This is a genomic window from Streptomyces sp. NPDC048600 (assembly GCF_055587025.1).
Genome location: NZ_JBVJGZ010000019.1, coordinates 1 through 16,779 on the forward strand (window position 1 = coordinate 1; position 16,779 = coordinate 16,779).

General features: G+C 72.7%; 15 protein-coding genes. 12 read left to right on the forward strand and 3 right to left on the reverse strand.

Annotated features, from left to right (window positions below):
* From ACZ6SQ_RS24255 to ACZ6SQ_RS24290, 8 genes are all read left to right on the forward strand, one after another.
* Window positions 1–558, forward strand: a 558-nt coding sequence (locus ACZ6SQ_RS24255; protein WP_469565473.1) for an alpha-glucosidase C-terminal domain-containing protein, incomplete at its 5' end; no start/stop codon positions are given.
* 28 nt (window positions 559–586) lie between these two features.
* Complete coding sequence (locus tag ACZ6SQ_RS24260) at window positions 587–1,969, forward strand: maltokinase N-terminal cap-like domain-containing protein (protein WP_386379898.1); 1,383 nt, start codon at window positions 587–589, stop codon at window positions 1,967–1,969.
* A 5-nt stretch (window positions 1,970–1,974) separates the two neighbouring features.
* Window positions 1,975–4,188, forward strand: coding sequence for a 1,4-alpha-glucan branching enzyme (gene glgB, locus ACZ6SQ_RS24265; protein WP_469565476.1), 2,214 nt, complete (start codon window positions 1,975–1,977; stop codon window positions 4,186–4,188).
* 57 nt (window positions 4,189–4,245) lie between these two features.
* Entirely contained in the window at window positions 4,246–5,331 is a 1,086-nt protein-coding gene (locus ACZ6SQ_RS24270) for a glutamate--cysteine ligase 2 (protein WP_469565479.1), read from the forward strand.
* Window positions 5,332–5,506: 175 nt separating this feature from the next.
* Window positions 5,507–7,405, forward strand: a complete 1,899-nt coding sequence (locus tag ACZ6SQ_RS24275; protein WP_469565483.1) for an AMP-dependent synthetase/ligase — start codon at window positions 5,507–5,509, stop codon at window positions 7,403–7,405.
* A gap of 366 nt (window positions 7,406–7,771) precedes the next feature.
* Window positions 7,772–9,145 (forward strand): NAD(P)/FAD-dependent oxidoreductase, encoded by a 1,374-nt coding sequence (locus tag ACZ6SQ_RS24280; protein WP_469565486.1) that lies wholly within the window; start codon window positions 7,772–7,774, stop codon window positions 9,143–9,145.
* 28 nt (window positions 9,146–9,173) lie between these two features.
* Window positions 9,174–9,404, forward strand: a complete 231-nt coding sequence (locus ACZ6SQ_RS24285; protein WP_469565488.1) for a hypothetical protein — start codon at window positions 9,174–9,176, stop codon at window positions 9,402–9,404.
* A 459-nt stretch (window positions 9,405–9,863) separates the two neighbouring features.
* Window positions 9,864–10,319 (forward strand): cyclic nucleotide-binding domain-containing protein, encoded by a 456-nt coding sequence (locus ACZ6SQ_RS24290; RefSeq protein WP_386379904.1) that lies wholly within the window; start codon window positions 9,864–9,866, stop codon window positions 10,317–10,319.
* A gap of 16 nt (window positions 10,320–10,335) precedes the next feature.
* On the opposite strand, the gene ACZ6SQ_RS24295 is transcribed toward ACZ6SQ_RS24290, so the two are convergent.
* On the reverse strand, window positions 10,336–10,950 hold the full coding sequence (locus ACZ6SQ_RS24295) for a LysE/ArgO family amino acid transporter (protein WP_469565491.1): 615 nt from the start codon (window positions 10,948–10,950) through the stop codon (window positions 10,336–10,338).
* 90 nt (window positions 10,951–11,040) lie between these two features.
* Here ACZ6SQ_RS24295 and ACZ6SQ_RS24300 point away from each other — a divergent pair, with 90 nt between their 5' ends.
* On the forward strand, window positions 11,041–11,955 hold the full coding sequence (locus ACZ6SQ_RS24300) for a LysR family transcriptional regulator ArgP (protein WP_469565800.1): 915 nt from the start codon (window positions 11,041–11,043) through the stop codon (window positions 11,953–11,955).
* An 82-nt stretch (window positions 11,956–12,037) separates the two neighbouring features.
* On the opposite strand, the gene ACZ6SQ_RS24305 is transcribed toward ACZ6SQ_RS24300, so the two are convergent.
* Window positions 12,038–12,742 (reverse strand): TetR/AcrR family transcriptional regulator, encoded by a 705-nt coding sequence (locus ACZ6SQ_RS24305; RefSeq protein WP_469565493.1) that lies wholly within the window; start codon window positions 12,740–12,742, stop codon window positions 12,038–12,040.
* 131 nt (window positions 12,743–12,873) lie between these two features.
* Between ACZ6SQ_RS24305 and ACZ6SQ_RS24310 the strand changes: the two genes are divergently transcribed.
* The 3 genes from ACZ6SQ_RS24310 to ACZ6SQ_RS24320 all read left to right on the forward strand — a co-directional run bounded on the left by ACZ6SQ_RS24310 (window position 12,874) and on the right by ACZ6SQ_RS24320 (window position 15,012).
* On the forward strand, window positions 12,874–14,094 hold the full coding sequence (locus tag ACZ6SQ_RS24310; protein WP_469565496.1) for a saccharopine dehydrogenase family protein: 1,221 nt from the start codon (window positions 12,874–12,876) through the stop codon (window positions 14,092–14,094).
* A 133-nt stretch (window positions 14,095–14,227) separates the two neighbouring features.
* Window positions 14,228–14,464 carry a WhiB family transcriptional regulator gene (locus ACZ6SQ_RS24315; RefSeq protein ID WP_469565802.1) on the forward strand — a complete coding sequence of 79 codons (237 nt, stop codon included), beginning with the start codon at window positions 14,228–14,230 and terminating at the stop codon, window positions 14,462–14,464.
* A 194-nt stretch (window positions 14,465–14,658) separates the two neighbouring features.
* Entirely contained in the window at window positions 14,659–15,012 is a 354-nt protein-coding gene (locus ACZ6SQ_RS24320; protein ID WP_469565498.1) for a DUF488 domain-containing protein, read from the forward strand.
* Window positions 15,013–15,101: 89 nt separating this feature from the next.
* Here ACZ6SQ_RS24320 and ACZ6SQ_RS24325 read toward each other — a convergent pair whose 3' ends face one another.
* Complete coding sequence (locus ACZ6SQ_RS24325; protein ID WP_469565500.1) at window positions 15,102–16,775, reverse strand: FAD-binding dehydrogenase; 1,674 nt, start codon at window positions 16,773–16,775, stop codon at window positions 15,102–15,104.
* Window positions 16,776–16,779: the final 4 nt, after the last annotated feature.

A 16,779-nucleotide genomic window follows, 5' to 3' on the forward strand; every position in this document is an offset into this window, starting at 1 on the left:
GGCTCGCCGATCCTCTACTACGGCGACGAGATCGGCATGGGCGACAACATCTGGCTCGGCGACCGCGACGCCGTCCGCACCCCGATGCAGTGGACCCCCGACCGCAACGCGGGATTCTCCGCCGCCGACCCGGGCCGGCTCTCCCTGCCGACCATCATGGACCCCGTCTACGGCTACCAGGTCACCAACGTGGAGGCGTCGATGTCGTCGCCCTCCTCGCTGCTGCACTGGACCCGCCGCATGATCGAGATCCGCAGGCAGAACCCCGCGTTCGGACTCGGCAGCTTCACAGAGCTCCAGTCCTCGAACCCGGCGGTACTGGCGTTCCTGCGCGAATATGAGGACGACATCGTCCTGTGCGTGGGCAACTTCTCGCGGTTCGCGCAGCCGACCGAGCTGGACCTGCGGAGGTTCGAGGGACGCCACCCGGTCGAGCTGTTCGGCGGCGTTCGCTTCCCCGCCATCGGCGAACTGCCCTATCTGCTGACCCTGGCGGGCCACGGCTTCTACTGGTTCCGGCTCACCCGAGTGGCATCACGCATCGGCCGACGCGTGTGAGCGTGCTCCGAGGAAAGGACGCGGCGCCATGCCGAAGACCGCATCCCTGCACCGGGACAGTACGGGGCCGGTGCGGCCCATGGCCTCGCTGGACGGCCTGTTGCGCGAGTGGCTCCCGCGGCAGCGCTGGTTCGCGGGCAAGGACCGGCCGGTCACCGAACTGCGTCTGCTGTCGCTGACCGAGCTGTTCCCGGGCTGTCTGCATCTGCTGGTGCACGCGGACCACGCCCCGAGCCCCTCCGGTCACGCGGGCGTGCCCGCGCCCGGCACCGCCACCCCGCCCGGCGACTGCTACCAGCTCCTCCTCGGCGTCCAGGAGCACCTCTCGCCCCGGCTCGGCCGGGCGCTGGTGGGCAGGGCGCAGGAGGGGCCGCTGGCCGGGATGGCGGTCTACGACGCGCTGCGCGACCCCCGGTCGGCCCAGCTGCTCCTGGAGCGGCTGCGCAGGCCGGGCAGCCTCGGGCCGCTGCGGTTCGAGGGCGCCCCGGGCGTGGCCGTGCCGTCCGGGCTGCCGCCGCGGCTGCTGGACGCGGAGCAGTCCAACACCTCGCTGGTGTACGGGGACTCGTACATCCTCAAGGTGTTCCGGCGGATCCAGCCGGGCGTCAATCCGGATCTGGAGGTGACGAGCGCGCTGGCCGGGCAGGGCTGCCGCCGGGTGCCCGCGCCGGTGGCGTGGTTCCGCACGACGGAGCCGCAGGGGGCGACCCTCGGGGTGCTCCAGCCGTTCCTGCCGGACGCGGCCGACGGCTGGACGCTCGCCCTGCACGCGCTCGCCACCGGCGACGACTTCACCACCGAGGCGCACGCGCTGGGGCAGGCCACCGCCGATGTGCACCTGGCGCTGGCCGCCGCATTCCCCGGCGGGCCGCCCGCCGAGAACGGGCGTACGGCCGCGGCGATGGCGGAGCGGCTGGACGCGGCCGCGCACAGCGTGCCGGGGCTCAAGCCGTTCGTACCGGGTCTGCGGAGCGCGTTCGGCATGCTCGTCACCTGCGATCCGGGGCCCGCCGCGCAGCGCGTGCACGGTGATCTGCATCTGGGACAGGTGCTGCGGGCCGGACGGGAGTGGTTCGTCATCGACTTCGAGGGCGAGCCGTCGCGTCCGCTCGCCGAGCGCTGCACCCCGCAGTCCCCGGTGCGGGACATCGCGGGGATGCTGCGCTCGTTCGACTACGCCGCCCGCCAGCGCCGCCCGTGGCGGCCGCAGTGGGCGCGCCGCTGCCGCGAGGCGTACTGCGCGGGCTATGCCGAGCGGGCCGGCTGGGACCCGCGCAAGAAGCACGCGCTGCTGCGTGCGTACGAGACGGACCGTGCCGTGTACGAGGTGTTGTACGAGGCCCGGCATCGCCCGGACTGGGTCGCCGTGCCGATGGCGGCGATCGAGCGTCTGGCCGTGAGAGGAGACTGAGAGTCGTGGCCCTGCGTGAGACTTCGCTGCCCGAGCCGTCCGGACCGCAGACCGCGGTCCGGGCCGCTCCCGCACTCGACCCGGGCGAGAGGGGCCGGCTGCTGGCGGGCGCGCATCACGATCCGCACGCGCTGCTCGGCGCCCGCGCGGTGCCGGGCGGGATCGCCTTCCGGGCGCTGCGGCCGTTCGCCCGTTCGGTGAGCGTCGTGACGGGCGGGGCCCGGCATCCGCTCGTCTCCGAGGGCGACGGCCTGTTCTCGGGCGTGCTGTCGTTCGAGGAGATCCCCGAGTACACCCTGGCGGTGGCGTACGGGGACGACCCCGAGCAGGAGACGCACGACCCGTACCGCTTCCTGCCGGCTCTCGGCGACGTCGATCTGCATCTGATCCGCGAGGGCCGGCACGAGCAGTTGTGGAAGGCGCTCGGCGCCGAGCCGATGGACCACCAGGGCGTGACCGGCACCCGCTTCACGGTGTGGGCCCCCAACGCTCAGGGCGTGCGGGTCACGGGCGACTTCACCTGCTGGGACGGGACGGCGTTCCCGATGCGCTCGCTCGGCGCGTCCGGGGTGTGGGAGCTGTTCCTGCCGGGCGTCGGCGAGGGCGCCCGCTACAAGTTCGAGATCACCACCCGGCACGGGGAGCGGCTGCTGAAGGCGGACCCGATGGCCCGCCGCGCGGAGGCGGCGCCGGACACGGCGTCGATCGTGCACGTCTCGCGCTACGAGTGGGCCGACGAGGAGTGGCTGGCCCACCGCGGCGACCTCCCGGTTCACGAGGCACCGTTCTCGGTGTACGAGGTCCATCTGCCGTCCTGGCGACCGGGACTGACCTATCGTGAGCTGGCCGAGGAACTGCCCGCGTACGTCAAGGACCTCGGGTTCACGCATGTGGAGTTCATGCCGGTCGCCCACCATCCGTTCAGCGGTTCGTGGGGGTACCAGGTCACCGGCTTCTACGCGCCGACGGCCCGGCTGGGCTCGCCCGACGACCTCAAGTTCCTGATCGACTCGCTGCACCGGGCGGGGATCGGTGTGATCCTCGACTGGGTGCCGGCGCACTTCCCCAAGGACGACTGGGCGCTCGCCCGTTTCGACGGGGAGCCGCTGTACGAGCCCGGGGACTCGCGGCGCGCCGAGCATCCGGACTGGGGCACGCTGGAGTTCGACTTCGGCCGGACCGAGGTGCGCAACTTCCTGGTCGCGAACGCCGTGTACTGGTGCGAGGAGTTCCACATCGACGGCCTGCGGGTGGACGCCGTCGCCTCGATGCTCTACCTGGACTACTCGCGGGACTCGGGCCAGTGGACGCCCAATGTGTTCGGCGGCAACGAGGACCTGGACGCGAAGGCGTTCCTCCAGGAGATGAACGCGACCGTGTACCGCAGGGCGCCGGGCGTGGTGACCATCGCGGAGGAGTCGACGGCCTGGGACGGGGTGACCCGGCCGACGGACAGCGGCGGGCTGGGCTTCGGGCTGAAGTGGAACATGGGCTGGATGCACGACTCGCTGGAGTACGTGCAGCACGAGCCGGTGCACCGCAAGTACCACCACAACGAGATGACGTTCTCGATGGTGTACGCGTACAGCGAGAACTACATCCTGCCCATCTCCCACGACGAGGTCGTGCACGGCAAGCGCGCCCTCGTCTCCAAGATGCCGGGCGACTGGTGGCAGCAGCGTGCCGACCACCGCGCCTATCTCGCCTTCATGTGGGCCCACCCGGGCAAGCAACTCCTCTTCATGGGACAGGAGTTCGCGCAGGGCGGCGAGTGGTCCGAGCCGCACGGCCCCGACTGGTGGCTGCTCGACCCGGGCTACGGGGCGCATGCCGATCACCGGGGGGTGCGCGACCTGGTCCGTGACCTGAACGCCGTGTACCGGGACACCCCGGCGCTGTGGCAGCGCGACACGGACCCGGGCGGGTTCCGGTGGGTGGTGGGGGACGCGGCCGAGGACAACGTCTTCGCGTTCCTGAGGTTCGACGCCGCGGGCTCTCCGCTGCTCGCGGTCAGCAACTTCTCCCCCGTGGTGCGCCACGGCTACCGCCTCGCCCCGCACGAGGACGCGGTCGCCTGGGTGGAGGTGCTGAACACGGACGCGGCCCGCTACGGCGGCGGTGACGTGGTCGGCGCCGATCCGGTGAAGCCGGAGGACGGGCACATCAGCCTCACGCTGCCGCCGCTGGCGACGGTGTGGTTGCGGCCGTACACGGTGTGAAACGGCTCCGACGGGGCAGTCGGGTGCGTGTCACCCGCCGTGGAAAGGCTGTACCCGGTGCGCACCGTCGGAGTGGAGGAGGAGCTCCTCCTGGTGGACCCCGAGAGCGGGGAACCGCGGTCGATGTCGGCCGCGGTGCTGGCGCGTGCCGGGCGGGGCGACGGCGGCGAGCAGGTCTTCGAGAGGGAACTGCACGACCAGATGGTGGAGTTCGCCACGCAACCGCAGGAGGACATGGACGCGCTGCGGGCGGAGATCGTGCGCTGCCGTACGGAGGCGGCCCGGCACGCCGGGGAGCTGGGCTGCGCGGTGGCCGCGCTGGCCTCCTCCCCGCTGCCGGTCAGCCCGAGCATCGCGCTGAGCCGCCGCTACCGGTGGATGGCGGAGCAGTACGACATCACCGCGCGGCAGCTGGTGTGCGGCTGCCATGTGCATGTGTGCGTGGACTCCGACGAGGAGGGCGTGGCGGTCGCCGACCGTGTCCGGCCATGGCTGTCGGTGCTGTCGGCGCTGAGCGCCAACTCGCCCTTCTGGCAGGGCCGGGACTCCGGTTACAGCAGCTACCGCAGCCGGGTGTGGCAGCAGTGGCCCTCGGCCGGGCCGACGGAGGTGTTCGGGTCGGCCGACGCCTATCACCGCCGGGTCGCCGACATGGTGGCCACGGGCGCCCTGCTCGACGCGAGGATGGTGTACTTCGACGCCCGGCTGTCGGAGCGGTATCCGACGCTGGAGGTCCGGGTCGCGGATGTGTGTCTGCGGGCCGACACGGCCGGGCTCGTGGCCGCGCTGGTGCGGGGGCTGGTGGAGACGGCGGCCCGTGAGTGGCGGCAGGGGCTGCCGGTGCCCGAGCACAGCGTGAGCCTGCTGCGGCTGGCGAGCTGGCATGCCGCGCGCTGGGGACTCGACGGCGATCTGCTGCATCCGGCCACCCTGCGCCCGGCCCCGGCCGGGGACGTCGTACGCGCCCTGCTGGACCATGTGGGCGAGGCGCTCGACGCCGCCGGGGATCTCGAACGGGCTTGCTCGGAGGCCGACTTGCTGCTGCGCGCGGGCGGCGGCGCACAGGAGCAGCGCGTCCTGTACGAGCGCACCGGCAGTCTGCGCGAGGTGGTCACCGGCTGCGTGCGGCGGACGCAGGAGTGAGCCGCCGGGGGCGAGGCCGGCCGTACCGTCCGAGTCCCCTCGCACGGCGAGATCAACGAGGCACAACCGTTATTCCATTCGCGGCACGGTCCGCTCACTCCTGGGCTAGATTCGACCACCGTCGATAACAGTGCTCGTCGGCGCCGTCACATTCCGTACCGACCAGGAGCAGCGCATGCGCGACTTCGCTCTCGCTCCGCCCGTCGTCCCGCCCGCGTCCGGCGGGCTCGCCGACAGTGTCTTCGAGGCCGCGGTCCACAGCCCCACCGTTCCGCTGCTGGCCCGCCGCACATCCTCCGGCGGCTGGGAGGACGTGACCGCGGTCGAGCTGAAGGACCAGGTGGTCGACCTGGCCAAGGGGCTGGTCGCGTCCGGGATCACCCCGGGCAGCCGGGTGGCCCTGATGGCCCGCACCCGGTACGAGTGGACGGTGTTCGCGCACGCCCTGTGGGCGGTGGGCGCCGAGGTGGTGCCGGTGCATCCCTCGTCCTCGCGGGACCAGGTGGAGTGGATCCTGCGGGACGCCGGGTGCGTGGCCGTGGTGGTCGAGGACGAGCACGCGGTGATGACCGTCGGCTCGGTGTGCGCGACGCTTTCGCATCTGCGTCATGTCTGGCAGCTGGACGCCGGGGGGCTGCGCCAGCTGGTGGAGCGCGGGGCGTTCATCCCCGCCACCACGATCGACTCGCTGCGCCGGATCGTGCTCCCGGACGCCACGGCCGTCGTCGCCTACACCTCGGGCACCAGCGGGCGCCCGGTGGGCTGCGCTCTCACCCACCGGAGCCTGGCGAGCCCCTGCGACACCCTGCTGGCCGGCTGGGGCCACACCGCGGCGCCGCCCGGACGGCAGCCGCGCATCCTCGCCTTCCTGCCGCTGTCGCACGCCTACGGTCTGATGATCCAGGAGATCTGTCTGCGCGGCGGCGTGCTGATGGGCCATGAGCCCGACCTGAGCGAGGCGTCCCTGTCCGCCGCGCTGCGCTCCTTCAGGCCCACCTATCTGTACGGCGTGCCGTCGATCTTCGAGAAGCTGTACAAGAATTTCCTGCGCACGGCCCAACAGGCGGGCCATGGCGCCCTGTTCGAGCGGGCCGCGGAGACGGCGCGGTCCTTCGCCGCGGCCACCGAGCGGCACCGGCTGGGCCGCGGCGGCGGTCCCGGGCCCAATCTGCGGTTCCAGCACGCCGTGTACGAGCGGACGGTGTACCGCAGACTGCGCGACGCGCTCGGCGGCCGGGTGCACCGGGCAACCTCCGGCGGCTCCCCGCTGAACCGTGAACTCTCCCTGTTCTACGAGGGCATCGGCATCTACGTGAACGACGGCTACGGCCTCACCGAGACCAGCGGCGGCATCACCAACCAGCCGCTGGGCCGGGAGAAGTCGGGCACGGTCGGCAAGGTGCTGCCCGGCACGGAGATCAGGGTCGCCCCGGACGGGGAGATCCTGGTGCGCGGCCCCTCGGTCTTCCAGGGCTACGTCAACGACGAGGCCGCCACCCGCGCGGCGCTGCGGGGCGGCTGGCTGGCCACCGGCGACCTGGGCCGGCTGGACTCCGAGGGCTATCTGACGATCACCGGCCGCAAGAAGGACGTCATCATCACCAGCGGCGGCAACAGCGTGGCCCCGGCGCCGCTGGAGCAGCGGCTGCGGATGCATCCGCTGGTGCACCAGGCCGTCGTCGTCGGCGACAACCGGCCCTGTGTGGGCGCGCTGATCACGCTGGACCCGGACTTCCTCAGCCACTGGCGTTCGGCCCAGCGCTGGCAGAGCGGTGTGCTGAGCCGGGAGGCGCGGGAGGAGAACGCGCTGCGCGAGGAGGTCGGGCGCGCGGTGGCGGCGGCCAACAGCGTGGTGTCGCGGGCCGAGTCCATCCGGGTGTTCCGGGTGCTGCCGGCACCGTTCGACGTGGCGGGCGGGCTGCTGACACCGTCGATGAAGCTGCGCCGGGACCTGATCGTGGAGCGCTACGCGCTGGAGATCGACGCGATGTACCAGGGGGGCACCCGGGTGCCCCGGCCGGCCTCGCCCGAGGACCCGCTGGGCTGGGACGACTCCGACGACGTGTTCCGCTGAGGGTTCCGCCGGACCTCGCCCGCATGAACGGCCGACTCGGGGAAAGGCGTACGGGATCCGGCCGACCGGGCGCGCGGGCGCGGCGGGCGTTGCATGCTGGGCCTGTCGGGCGAATCCCCGTCGTCGCCCGAGGGCGGACAGGAGTCCGACGACAGACCCCGGGGTCTGTCCGGCGGATTCGCGGCGTTCGCCCGCACGGTCGGCGGGAACCTGTCGGACAGGACCCGCTGTCCCACGGGTTCGTCAGCCTGCCTCACTCGGCTGGCGGGACCGACCGGGACACGGTGGGATCAGTGTGGTGCGAGCCAGCGATCCAGGGGCAGGCGCACGGCGCCCGCGGAACGCCGCCTGGAACCGCGGAAAGGGATGGACACCGTGACACGACCCAGGATCCTGGTGGTGGGCGCAGGCTTCGCCGGCGTGGGATGCGTGCGGCGGCTGGAGCGGGCTCTCGCTCCGGGCGAGGCCGAGATCACCCTGGTGACGCCGTTCGCCTATCAGCTCTATCTGCCCCTGCTCCCCCAGGTCGCCTCCGGTGTGCTGACGCCGCAGTCGATCGCCGTGTCGCTCAGGCGCAGCAGCAGGTACCGCACCCGGATCATCCCCGGCGGGGCGATCGGGGTGGACCTCGAGGCCAAGGTGTGCGTGGTCCGCACGATCACCGACGAGCTGGTGAACGAGCCGTACGACTACATCGTCCTGGCCCCCGGCAGCGTCACCCGCACCTTCGACATCCCGGGCCTCACCGACCACGCGTTCGGCCTGAAGACGCTCGCGGAGGCCGCCTACATCCGTGACCACGTCATCTCGCAGCTGGATCTCGCCGACGCGAGCCAGGACCCGGCCGAGCGCGCCTCGCGGCTCCAGTTCGTGGTGGTGGGCGGCGGGTACGCGGGCACGGAGACGGCGGCCTGTCTCCAGAAGCTGACGCATGCCGCGGTCAAGCGCTATCCGCGGCTCGACCCGGGTCTGATCAAGTGGCATCTGATCGACATCGCGCCGAAGCTGATGCCGGAGCTGGGCGACAAGCTCGGCCGCAGTGCCCTGGAGGTCCTCCAACGGCGCGGCATCGAGGTGTCGCTGGGTGTGTCCATCGCCAAGGCGGGCGCGGAGGAGGTCACCTTCACCGACGGGCGGGTGGTGCCGACCCGCACGCTGATCTGGACCGCCGGTGTGGTCGCGAGCCCGCTGATCGGCACCCTGGGCGCGGAGACCGTGCGCGGTCGGCTCGCGGTGACCGCCGAGCTGACCCTGCCCGGTGAGGACGGCGTCTTCGCGCTCGGTGACTCGGCGGCGGTGCCGGACCTGGCCAAGGGCGAGGAGGGCGCGATCTGCCCGCCGACCGCGCAGCACGCCATGCGACAGGGCCGCAGGGTCGCCGAGAACCTGATCGCGACACTGCGGGGCGAGCCGCTCCAGCCGTACGTCCACAAGGACCTGGGGCTGGTCGTCGACCTCGGTGGCACGGACGCGGTGTCCAAGCCGCTCGGGATCGAGCTGCACGGGCTGCCCGCCCAGGCGGTGGCCCGCGGGTACCACTGGGGCGCGCTGCGCACCAACGTCGCCAAGACGCGGGTGCTGACCAACTGGCTGCTCAACGCGGTCGCGGGCGACGACTTCGTGCGGACCGGCTTCCAGCTGCGCCGCCCGGCCAAGCTGAAGGACTTCGAGTACACGGACTCCTATCTGTCCCCGGAGCAGGTGCGGGCCCAGGTGGAGGGGAAGCCCGCGGAGGGCTGAGAACCCGGGACCGGGGTACCGGGTCCGTATGAGCGAAGTCGTGGACGCCGACGAGCTGCTGAGACGGATGCAGCGCAGCAGGGCCCGCGCGGTGGAGGAGCTGGCTGCCTCGCGGGCCCGCGCCGAGGCACTGCGGTCACAGGATCCCGGCGCGGCCGGGGAGGCGCGGACGCGCGGGCTCGTGTACGAGGTGGTGATCGGGGTGCTGGACGAGATCCTGACGCCAGGGAGGCGCCCGGCACCCGACCGGAAGCCGTGAGCGGGGTCGCGGACGGTTGCGGTCGGCCGGAGGAGGCCCTGCAGTCGCGGGCGGTCGGTCGAAGCGGTCCCATCGTCGCGGGCCGCGGAGTCGTGGTCGGTCCGGGATGGCGGGGGCCGTGTGACGGGTGGTGCGATTGGTGGCCCGAGTGACAGAAGTGCTGGTCGGGGCGGTGTGAAATGCCGGACGGAGTGAAACCCGTCACTCGCGCCTGTTTCGGTTGCGTTAACCAGCAGCCAATGGTTTATCGTTCATCCATAAGCGGTGACGGAGTCGATCACCACGGTCCTCAAGGTCCACCGCCAAGAGCTGCCCTGGCTGGTTTCCCCCGTCCAGCCAGGGCTTTTTTCTGCCCTGATGCGGAAAATCCCCTTCCGCCGAGGTGCTCTCCCGGCCGTCGGCGGCTGAAATGGGGCGTAGGGAAAACACCGGAACCTCTCCCGGCAGGAGCCCCGCGCCATGACCAAAGCGATCAAACTGCTGACCGCCCTCCCGCCGCCGCAGCGCGCGCGACTGATGGAACTCGCCCGCGAGGTGTCCTTCCCGGAGGACGCCCGCATCTTCGAGGCGGGCGGTACGGCCGACCGCTTCTGGGTCGTCCGCTCCGGCGCCGTCTCCCTGGACCAGCAGGTGACGTCCCTGCAGCGGGTGACCGTCGCCAGTCTCGGCGCGGGGGACCTGCTCGGCTGGTCCTGGCTCTTCCCGCCGTACAAGTGGGACTTCGGCGCCGAGGCCTTCAGCCCCGTGCGGGCCTACGAGTTCGAGGCGCAGCCCGTGCTCGAGCTGTGCGAGGCCGATCCGCAGCTCGGGCTGACCCTGGTGCGGATCGTCTCGGAGATCCTCGCCCACCGGCTGGAGTCGACCCGCAACAAGCTGATGGAGCAGTACTCGGTGAACCGGCGCGGGGTGATCTGACCCGTTACGCCCGGGATCAGTCGCCCGTGATGAGCAGCACACCCATGGTGATCATGGTGGCGGCGACCAGCCCGTCCAGCACACGCCAGGCGCCTGGCCGGGACAGATGCCGGCCGAGCAGCCGGGCACCGAAGCCGAGCGCGGCGAACCAGCACACGCTGGCGAACACGGCCCCGAGCCCGAAGGTCCAGCGCAGCGGGCCCCGGTCGGCGGCGATGGAGCCGAGCAGGAAGACGGTGTCGAGGTAGACGTGCGGGTTCAGCCAGGTCAGGGCCAGACAGGTCAGCACCGCACGGCGCATCGACCCCGTCGCCTGCCCCTCGGTGCTCAGCGCGCCCTGCGGCCGCAGCACCCGGCGGGCGGCGAGGACGCCGTAGCCGATGAGGAACGCCCCGCCGATCCAGCCGACCACGGTCAGTGCGGCCGGCCACGCCACCACCACCGCGCCGACCCCGGCCACGCCCAGCGCGATCAGCAGCGCGTCCGACAGGGCGCAGATGCCGACGACGGCCAGGACGGAGTCCCGGCGTACGCCCTGGCGCAGGACGAAGGCGTTCTGGGCGCCGATGGCGACGATCAGGGACAGGCCAGTGCCGAAACCCGCGGCGGCGGCGGACAGTGCGTTGCTCATGCTCTCGACGCTAAGGAAAGGATCACTGTCCGTACAGCTAAAGATTCTTACGTATCCTTAGCGCTCGTGAAGACAGATGCCGTCCCCGGGATGCCGGAACTGCCGCTCGACCAGGTGCGGACCCTGCTCGCGGTCGTCGACGAGGGCACGTTCGACGCGGCCGCCGCGGTTCTGCACGTCACCCCGTCCGCGGTCAGCCAGCGGGTCAAGGCCCTGGAGCAGCGGACCGGGCGGGTGCTGCTGCTGCGCACCAAGCCGGTGCGGGCGACCGAGTCGGGCGAGGTCGTGGTGCGGTTCGCCCGGCAGCTGGCCCGGCTGGAGCGGGACGCGCGGGCCGAGCTGGGCATGCGGAGCGCCGGCGAGGCGACCCGGGTGTCGGTGGCGGTCAACGCCGACTCGCTGGCGACCTGGTTCCTGCCCGCCCTGACCGCGCTGCCGCCGGAGCCCGCGCTCTGCTTCGACCTGCGGCGCGAGGACGAGGACCACACGGCCGCGCTGCTGCGGGAGGGCGCCGTGATGGCCGCGGTGACCTCCTCCGCCGACCCGGTGCCCGGCTGCTCGGTGCGAGGGCTCGGCCGTATGCGCTACCTGGCCGCGGCCCACCCGGACTTCGCCGCGCGCCACCTGGCCGGGCGCCCGCTCGCCGAGGCCCTGCCCGGGGCGCCGGTGGTGGTGTTCGACCGGCGCGACGACTTCCAGGACGGTTTCCTGCGCCGACTGGGACACCCCGCCGCCAGTCCCGACCGGCACTACGTCCCGACCTCGGAGGGCTTCGCGCAGGCCGTCGCCGCGGGGCTCGGCTGGGGCATGCTCCCCGAGGCCCAGGCCCGCCCCCTGCTGGACACCGGCCGCCTCGTCGAACTCGCCCCCGACCGGCCGGTGGACGTGCCGCTGTACTGGCAGCAGTGGAAGCTCGACTCACCGGCGCTGACGGCCGTGGCCGGGGTGGTGGTGGAGGCGGCGGGGCGGGCGTTGCGGCAGGGGGTCGGTCCGGGGGCCGCGTGACGGCAACTGCGATGCCTCGCAGGCCGGTTCGCGGCGCGGCAGGTCGGCGTCGACGCCTGCGCGGACGCCCCCGGGGAAACCCTCAGCCCAGTCCGGCCAGCCGCGTCTCCGCGCTGTCCAGGAGCATCTCCAGGGCGGTCGGATAGGCACTGTCGAGCATGCGTCGTGCGAGGAGGGGGGCCGCCTCGGCGATGCGGGGGTGGGTGGTGGCGGGCAGTCGCGCGTACGTCGAGCGCCACTTGTCCTCGTCGGCGCGCAGGGCGGCACGGGGCAGGGCCAGGGAAGCGGCGTCCAGGGCGGCGAAGGCGAGTGTCTGGTCGACGAAGGCGTGGTAGACGCGCACCGCCTCGGGCAGCGGGAAGCCCGCGGTGCGCAGGATGCCGAGGACCGCCTCGTCCGCGGCCAGTTCGTTCGCCCGGCCGGTGACCCGGCTCGCGGTGAGCAGCGCGGCCTGCGGATGGGCGACGTAGGCGGCGTGGACGCGCAGGCCGACGGTCCTCAGGTCGGTCCGCCAGCGTCCGGTCGGCGCCCAGCCGCGCAGCGCCTGGCCGATGAGCGCGTCGCCGATGGCGAGGGTGAGGTCGTCCATGCCGCGGAAGTAGCGGTAGAGGGTGCTCGGGTCGCAGTCCAGGGCGAGGCCGAGGCGGCGGGCCGAGAGTCCGGCGCCGCCGTGCTCGCGCAGCAGCCGCAGCGCGGTGTCCACGATGAGGGCCTCGGAGAGCACCGTGCCGCTTCTGGTGGGCCTGCGGCGCCGCCGCTTCTCCTCGGGGACCACCGGTTTGGCCATGATCCGTTCCTCTCCTGGGCCGCTCGGGTGCTCTTATGCCAACGCCATTGACCTTATGCGACCGCACGGCGTTGTATCCCGCCGAGGGGCCCCACGTTTTCGACCGTCGACCTACCGAGGGAGTTGTTGTCATGCGTGTACTGCTGGTGGGAGCGGGTGGCGTGGGCACCGCGATCACGCGGATCGCGGCCCGGCGCGCGTTCTTCGAGGCCATGGTGGTGGCCGACTACGACCCGGCCCGCGCCGAGGCGGCCGTCGCGGCGCTCGGCGGGACGGAGGGCCGGTTCACGGCCGAGCGGGTGGACGCCGGTGACGAGGCGGCCGTGGCCGCGCTGCTGCGGCGGCACGGCTGCGACGTGCTGCTCAACGCCACCGATCCGCGTTTCGTGATGCCACTGTTCCGGGCGGCCCGCTCGGCCGGCGCCGGATATGTCGACATGGCGATGTCCCTGTCGCGGCCGCACGCCGAGCGCCCCTACGCCGAGTGCGGGGTCAAGCTCGGCGACGAGCAGTTCACCGAGGCCGACTCATGGGCCGAGGCGGGGGCGCTGGCGCTGGTCGGGATGGGGGTGGAGCCGGGCCTGTCGGACGTGTTCGCCCGGCACGCGGCAGACGAACTCTTCGACGAGATCGAGGAGATCGGCGTCCGCGACGGCGCGAACCTGACCGTCGACGGCTACGACTTCGCCCCCTCCTTCAATATCTGGACCACCATCGAGGAGTGTCTGAACCCGCCGGTGGTCTACGAGAAGGACCGCGGCTGGTTCACCACCGAGCCGTTCAGCGAGCCGGAGGTCTTCGACTTCCCCGAGGGCATCGGCCCGGTCGAGTGCGTGAACGTCGAGCACGAGGAGGTACTGCTCGTGCCGCGCTGGGTCGAGGCCCGCCGGGTCACCTTCAAGTACGGCCTGGGCGAGGAGTTCATCAGCACCCTGAAGACCCTGCGGCTGCTGGGTCTGGACCGCACCGTGCCGGTGACCGTGCCGAGCGCGGCGGGTCCGGTGGCCGTCTCGCCGCGGGACGTGGTCGCGGCCTGTCTGCCGGACCCGGCGACGCTGGGCGAGCGGATGCGGGGCAAGACGTGCGCGGGCACCTGGGTGCGCGGCACCAAGGACGGGGCGCCGCGCGAGGTGTACCTGTACCACGTGGTCGACAACGAGTGGTCGATGGCGGAGTACGGCTGCCAGGCCGTGGTCTGGCAGACGGCCGTCAACCCGGTCGTCGCCCTGGAACTCCTCGCCACCGGCGCGTGGAGCGGCTCGGGGGTGCTCGGCCCGGAGGCCTTCCCGGCCCGCCCCTTCCTGGACCTGCTCACGGCGTACGGCTCTCCGTGGGGCCTGCGCGAGCAGTGACGGACCGCCCGGTGCGGCGCCCTCGACGGGTGCCGCACGGCGGCCGGATCTCTCGGTTTCACCCGCCCGTCGACAGGTGACCCGCATGCGGGTAAGTGCATTCGGGAGGGCTTGGAGCATGCGAGTGACACCGATGGACGACTGGCAAGACCGGGCCGGCTGCCGCCACGAGGACCCGGACCTCTTCTTCCCCATCGGCACCTCGGGGCCGGCGCTGCTGCAGACACGGCAGGCCAAGGCCGTGTGCGGGCGCTGCCCCGTGCGGGAGCCGTGCCTGCGGTTCGCGCTCCGCACGGCGCAGGGCAGCGGGGTGTGGGGCGGCACCAGCGAGAGCGAGCGGCGCCTGCTGCGGCGGGGCCGCGCCGGATAGGGCGGCCGCGGACGGCCTCCGGGCCGACGGCCGCGGAAGGCCCCGCGGCGGCGGCCACGGATGCCTTTCGGCCGCCCCGGGCGGGACGGACGCCGCGGCGGCACCCGGTCGGCCGACTGGCGCGGACCGCCCGGCGGGCACCGGGTTACGCTCCGGGCAGCAGGGCAGCACCCGTCGGCCGAGGAGGGCCCAGCGTGAGCGTCCGAGTGTGCCGGATCTACGAAGCTCCCGAGGCCGGGGACGGACTGCGGGTCCTGGTCGACCGGCTCTGGCCGCGCGGTCTGTCGAAGGACGCGGCCCATGTGGACGAGTGGCCCAAGGCGCTCACCCCGTCCACCGAGCTGCGCCGCTGGTACCACGCGGGCGAGGGCTCCTACGAGGAGTTCGCCCGCCGCTACGAGGCGGAGCTTGCCGACCCCGAGGCGGCCCGCCTCCTCGACGGGGTGCGCGAGTCGGCGGACCGGGGCGCGGTGACACTGCTGACGGCGTCGAAGGACCCGGAGCACAGCCATGCGGCGGTGCTGGCCGGGCTCCTCCGACGCGAGTGACACGGCCGAAGCGAACGAACGGACGCGCGTGACGCGGTCGTGGCGAACGCAGCGGACGAGACGGGGAAGCGGGCGACGCCGGCCGGGGTTCAGCCGGTCTGAGCGGCCGCGGCCCGGCCCGCCGCCCGGCCCGAGAACAGACAGCCGCCGAGGAACGTGCCCTCCAGCGCGTTGTAGCCGTGCACGCCTCCGCCGCCGAACCCGGCGACCTCCCCGGCGGCGTACAGGCCCTCGACGGGCTGCCCGTCGGCGCCGATCGCGCGGGAGTCGAGGTCGGTCTGGATGCCGCCGAGGGTCTTGCGGGTGAGGATGTGCAGCTTGACGCCGACGAGGGGGCCGGCCTCGGGGTCGAGGACGCGGTGCGGGGTGGCGACGCGGCCGAGGCGGTCGCCGATGTAGCGGCGGGCGTTGCGGATGCCCTGGATCTGGGAGTCCTTGCTGTAGGGGTTGGCCAACTGGAGGTCACGGGCCTCGATCTGGCGCCGCAGCCCGTCGGCGTCCAGGAGCGCCTTGTCGGTGAGGCCGTTCATCTTCTCGACGAGCTGCTCCAGGGTGTCCGCGACGACGAAGTCCGCTCCGTTGCGCAGGAAGGCCTGCACCGGGGCGGGGGCGCCCTTGCCGAGCAGCCGGTCGCGCAGGACGGCCTTGCGGTCCTTCGCGGTGATGTCCGGGTTCTGCTCGGAGCCGGAGAGCGCGAACTCCTTCTCGATGATCTTCCGGGTGAGGATGAACCAGGAGTGGTCGTACCCGGCGATGTCCTCGGTGGTGCGCAGATGCCTGAGCGTGCCGAGGGTGTCGTAGCCGGGCAGACAGGGGTCGGGGAGCCGACGGCCGAGGGCGTCGAACCACAGCGAGGACGGGCCGGGCAGGATGCGGATGCCGTGACCGGGCCAGATCGGGTCCCAGTTCCGCACGCCCTCGGTGTAGTGCCACATGCGGTCGCGGTTGACCAGGCGTACGCCGGCCCGGGCGCTGATGTCGAGCATGCGGCCGTCGACGTAGGCGGGGACGCCGGTGATCATCTCGGCGGGCGGGGTGCCGAGCCGTTCGGGCCAGTGGCGGCGGACGATGTCGTGGTCGGCGCCGATGCCGCCGGAGGTGACGATCACGGCCTGCGCGGTCAGTTCGAACTCGCCCGCGCTCTCGCGGCTGGAGGCGACGCCGCGTGGTGAGTCGTCGGGGGCGAGGAGGGTGCCGCGCACCCCGCGCGCGGAGCCCTCCTCGATCACCAGCTCGTCGACGCGGTGGCGGTGGTGGAAGGTGAGCAGTCCGTCGCGCTCGGCCTGCCTGGCGTACTCGGCGAACGGCTCGACCACGCCCGTGCCGGTGCCCCAGGCGATGTGGAAGCGGGGCACGGAGTTGCCGTGGCCGTCGGCGCGCAGGTCGCCGCGCTCGGCCCAGCCGACGGTGGGCAGCAGCTTGATGCCGTGGCCGTCGAGCCAGGAGCGCTTCTCCCCCGCCGCCCATTCGACATAGGAACGGGCCCAGCGCACCGCCCAGGAGTCCTCGTCCTCGGTGCGGTCGAACCCGGCGCTGCCCTGCCAGTCGGTCCAGGCCAGGTCGAGGGAGTCCTTGATCTTCAGGCGGCGCTGCTCCGGCGAGTCGACCAGGAACAGCCCGCCGAAGGACCAGTACGCCTGGCCGCCGAGATTGGCGGCGTTCTCCTGGTCGACCAGGGCGACCCGCCTGCCCCGGCTGGTGAGTTCGTGCGCCGCGACCAGCCCGGCGAGACCGGCTCCGACGACGATGACGTCCGCGTCCATGGGC

Excerpts from the sequence above, each read along its gene's own strand:
- ACZ6SQ_RS24260 (WP_386379898.1), top strand. The coding sequence starts at position 587 with ATGCCGAAGACCGCATCCCTGCACCGGGACAGTACGGGGCCGGTGCGG.
- ACZ6SQ_RS24275 (WP_469565483.1), top strand. The coding sequence starts at position 5,507 with ATGCGCGACTTCGCTCTCGCTCCGCCCGTCGTCCCGCCCGCGTCCGGC.
- ACZ6SQ_RS24280 (WP_469565486.1), top strand. The coding sequence starts at position 7,772 with ATGGACACCGTGACACGACCCAGGATCCTGGTGGTGGGCGCAGGCTTC.
- ACZ6SQ_RS24285 (WP_469565488.1), top strand. The coding sequence starts at position 9,174 with ATGAGCGAAGTCGTGGACGCCGACGAGCTGCTGAGACGGATGCAGCGC.
- ACZ6SQ_RS24290 (WP_386379904.1), top strand. The coding sequence starts at position 9,864 with ATGACCAAAGCGATCAAACTGCTGACCGCCCTCCCGCCGCCGCAGCGC.
- ACZ6SQ_RS24295 (WP_469565491.1), bottom strand. The coding sequence starts at position 10,950 with ATGAGCAACGCACTGTCCGCCGCCGCCGCGGGTTTCGGCACTGGCCTG.
- ACZ6SQ_RS24300 (WP_469565800.1), top strand. The coding sequence starts at position 11,041 with ATGCCGGAACTGCCGCTCGACCAGGTGCGGACCCTGCTCGCGGTCGTC.
- ACZ6SQ_RS24305 (WP_469565493.1), bottom strand. The coding sequence starts at position 12,742 with ATGGCCAAACCGGTGGTCCCCGAGGAGAAGCGGCGGCGCCGCAGGCCC.
- ACZ6SQ_RS24310 (WP_469565496.1), top strand. The coding sequence starts at position 12,874 with ATGCGTGTACTGCTGGTGGGAGCGGGTGGCGTGGGCACCGCGATCACG.
- ACZ6SQ_RS24315 (WP_469565802.1), top strand. The coding sequence starts at position 14,228 with ATGGACGACTGGCAAGACCGGGCCGGCTGCCGCCACGAGGACCCGGAC.
- ACZ6SQ_RS24325 (WP_469565500.1), bottom strand. The coding sequence starts at position 16,775 with ATGGACGCGGACGTCATCGTCGTCGGAGCCGGTCTCGCCGGGCTGGTC.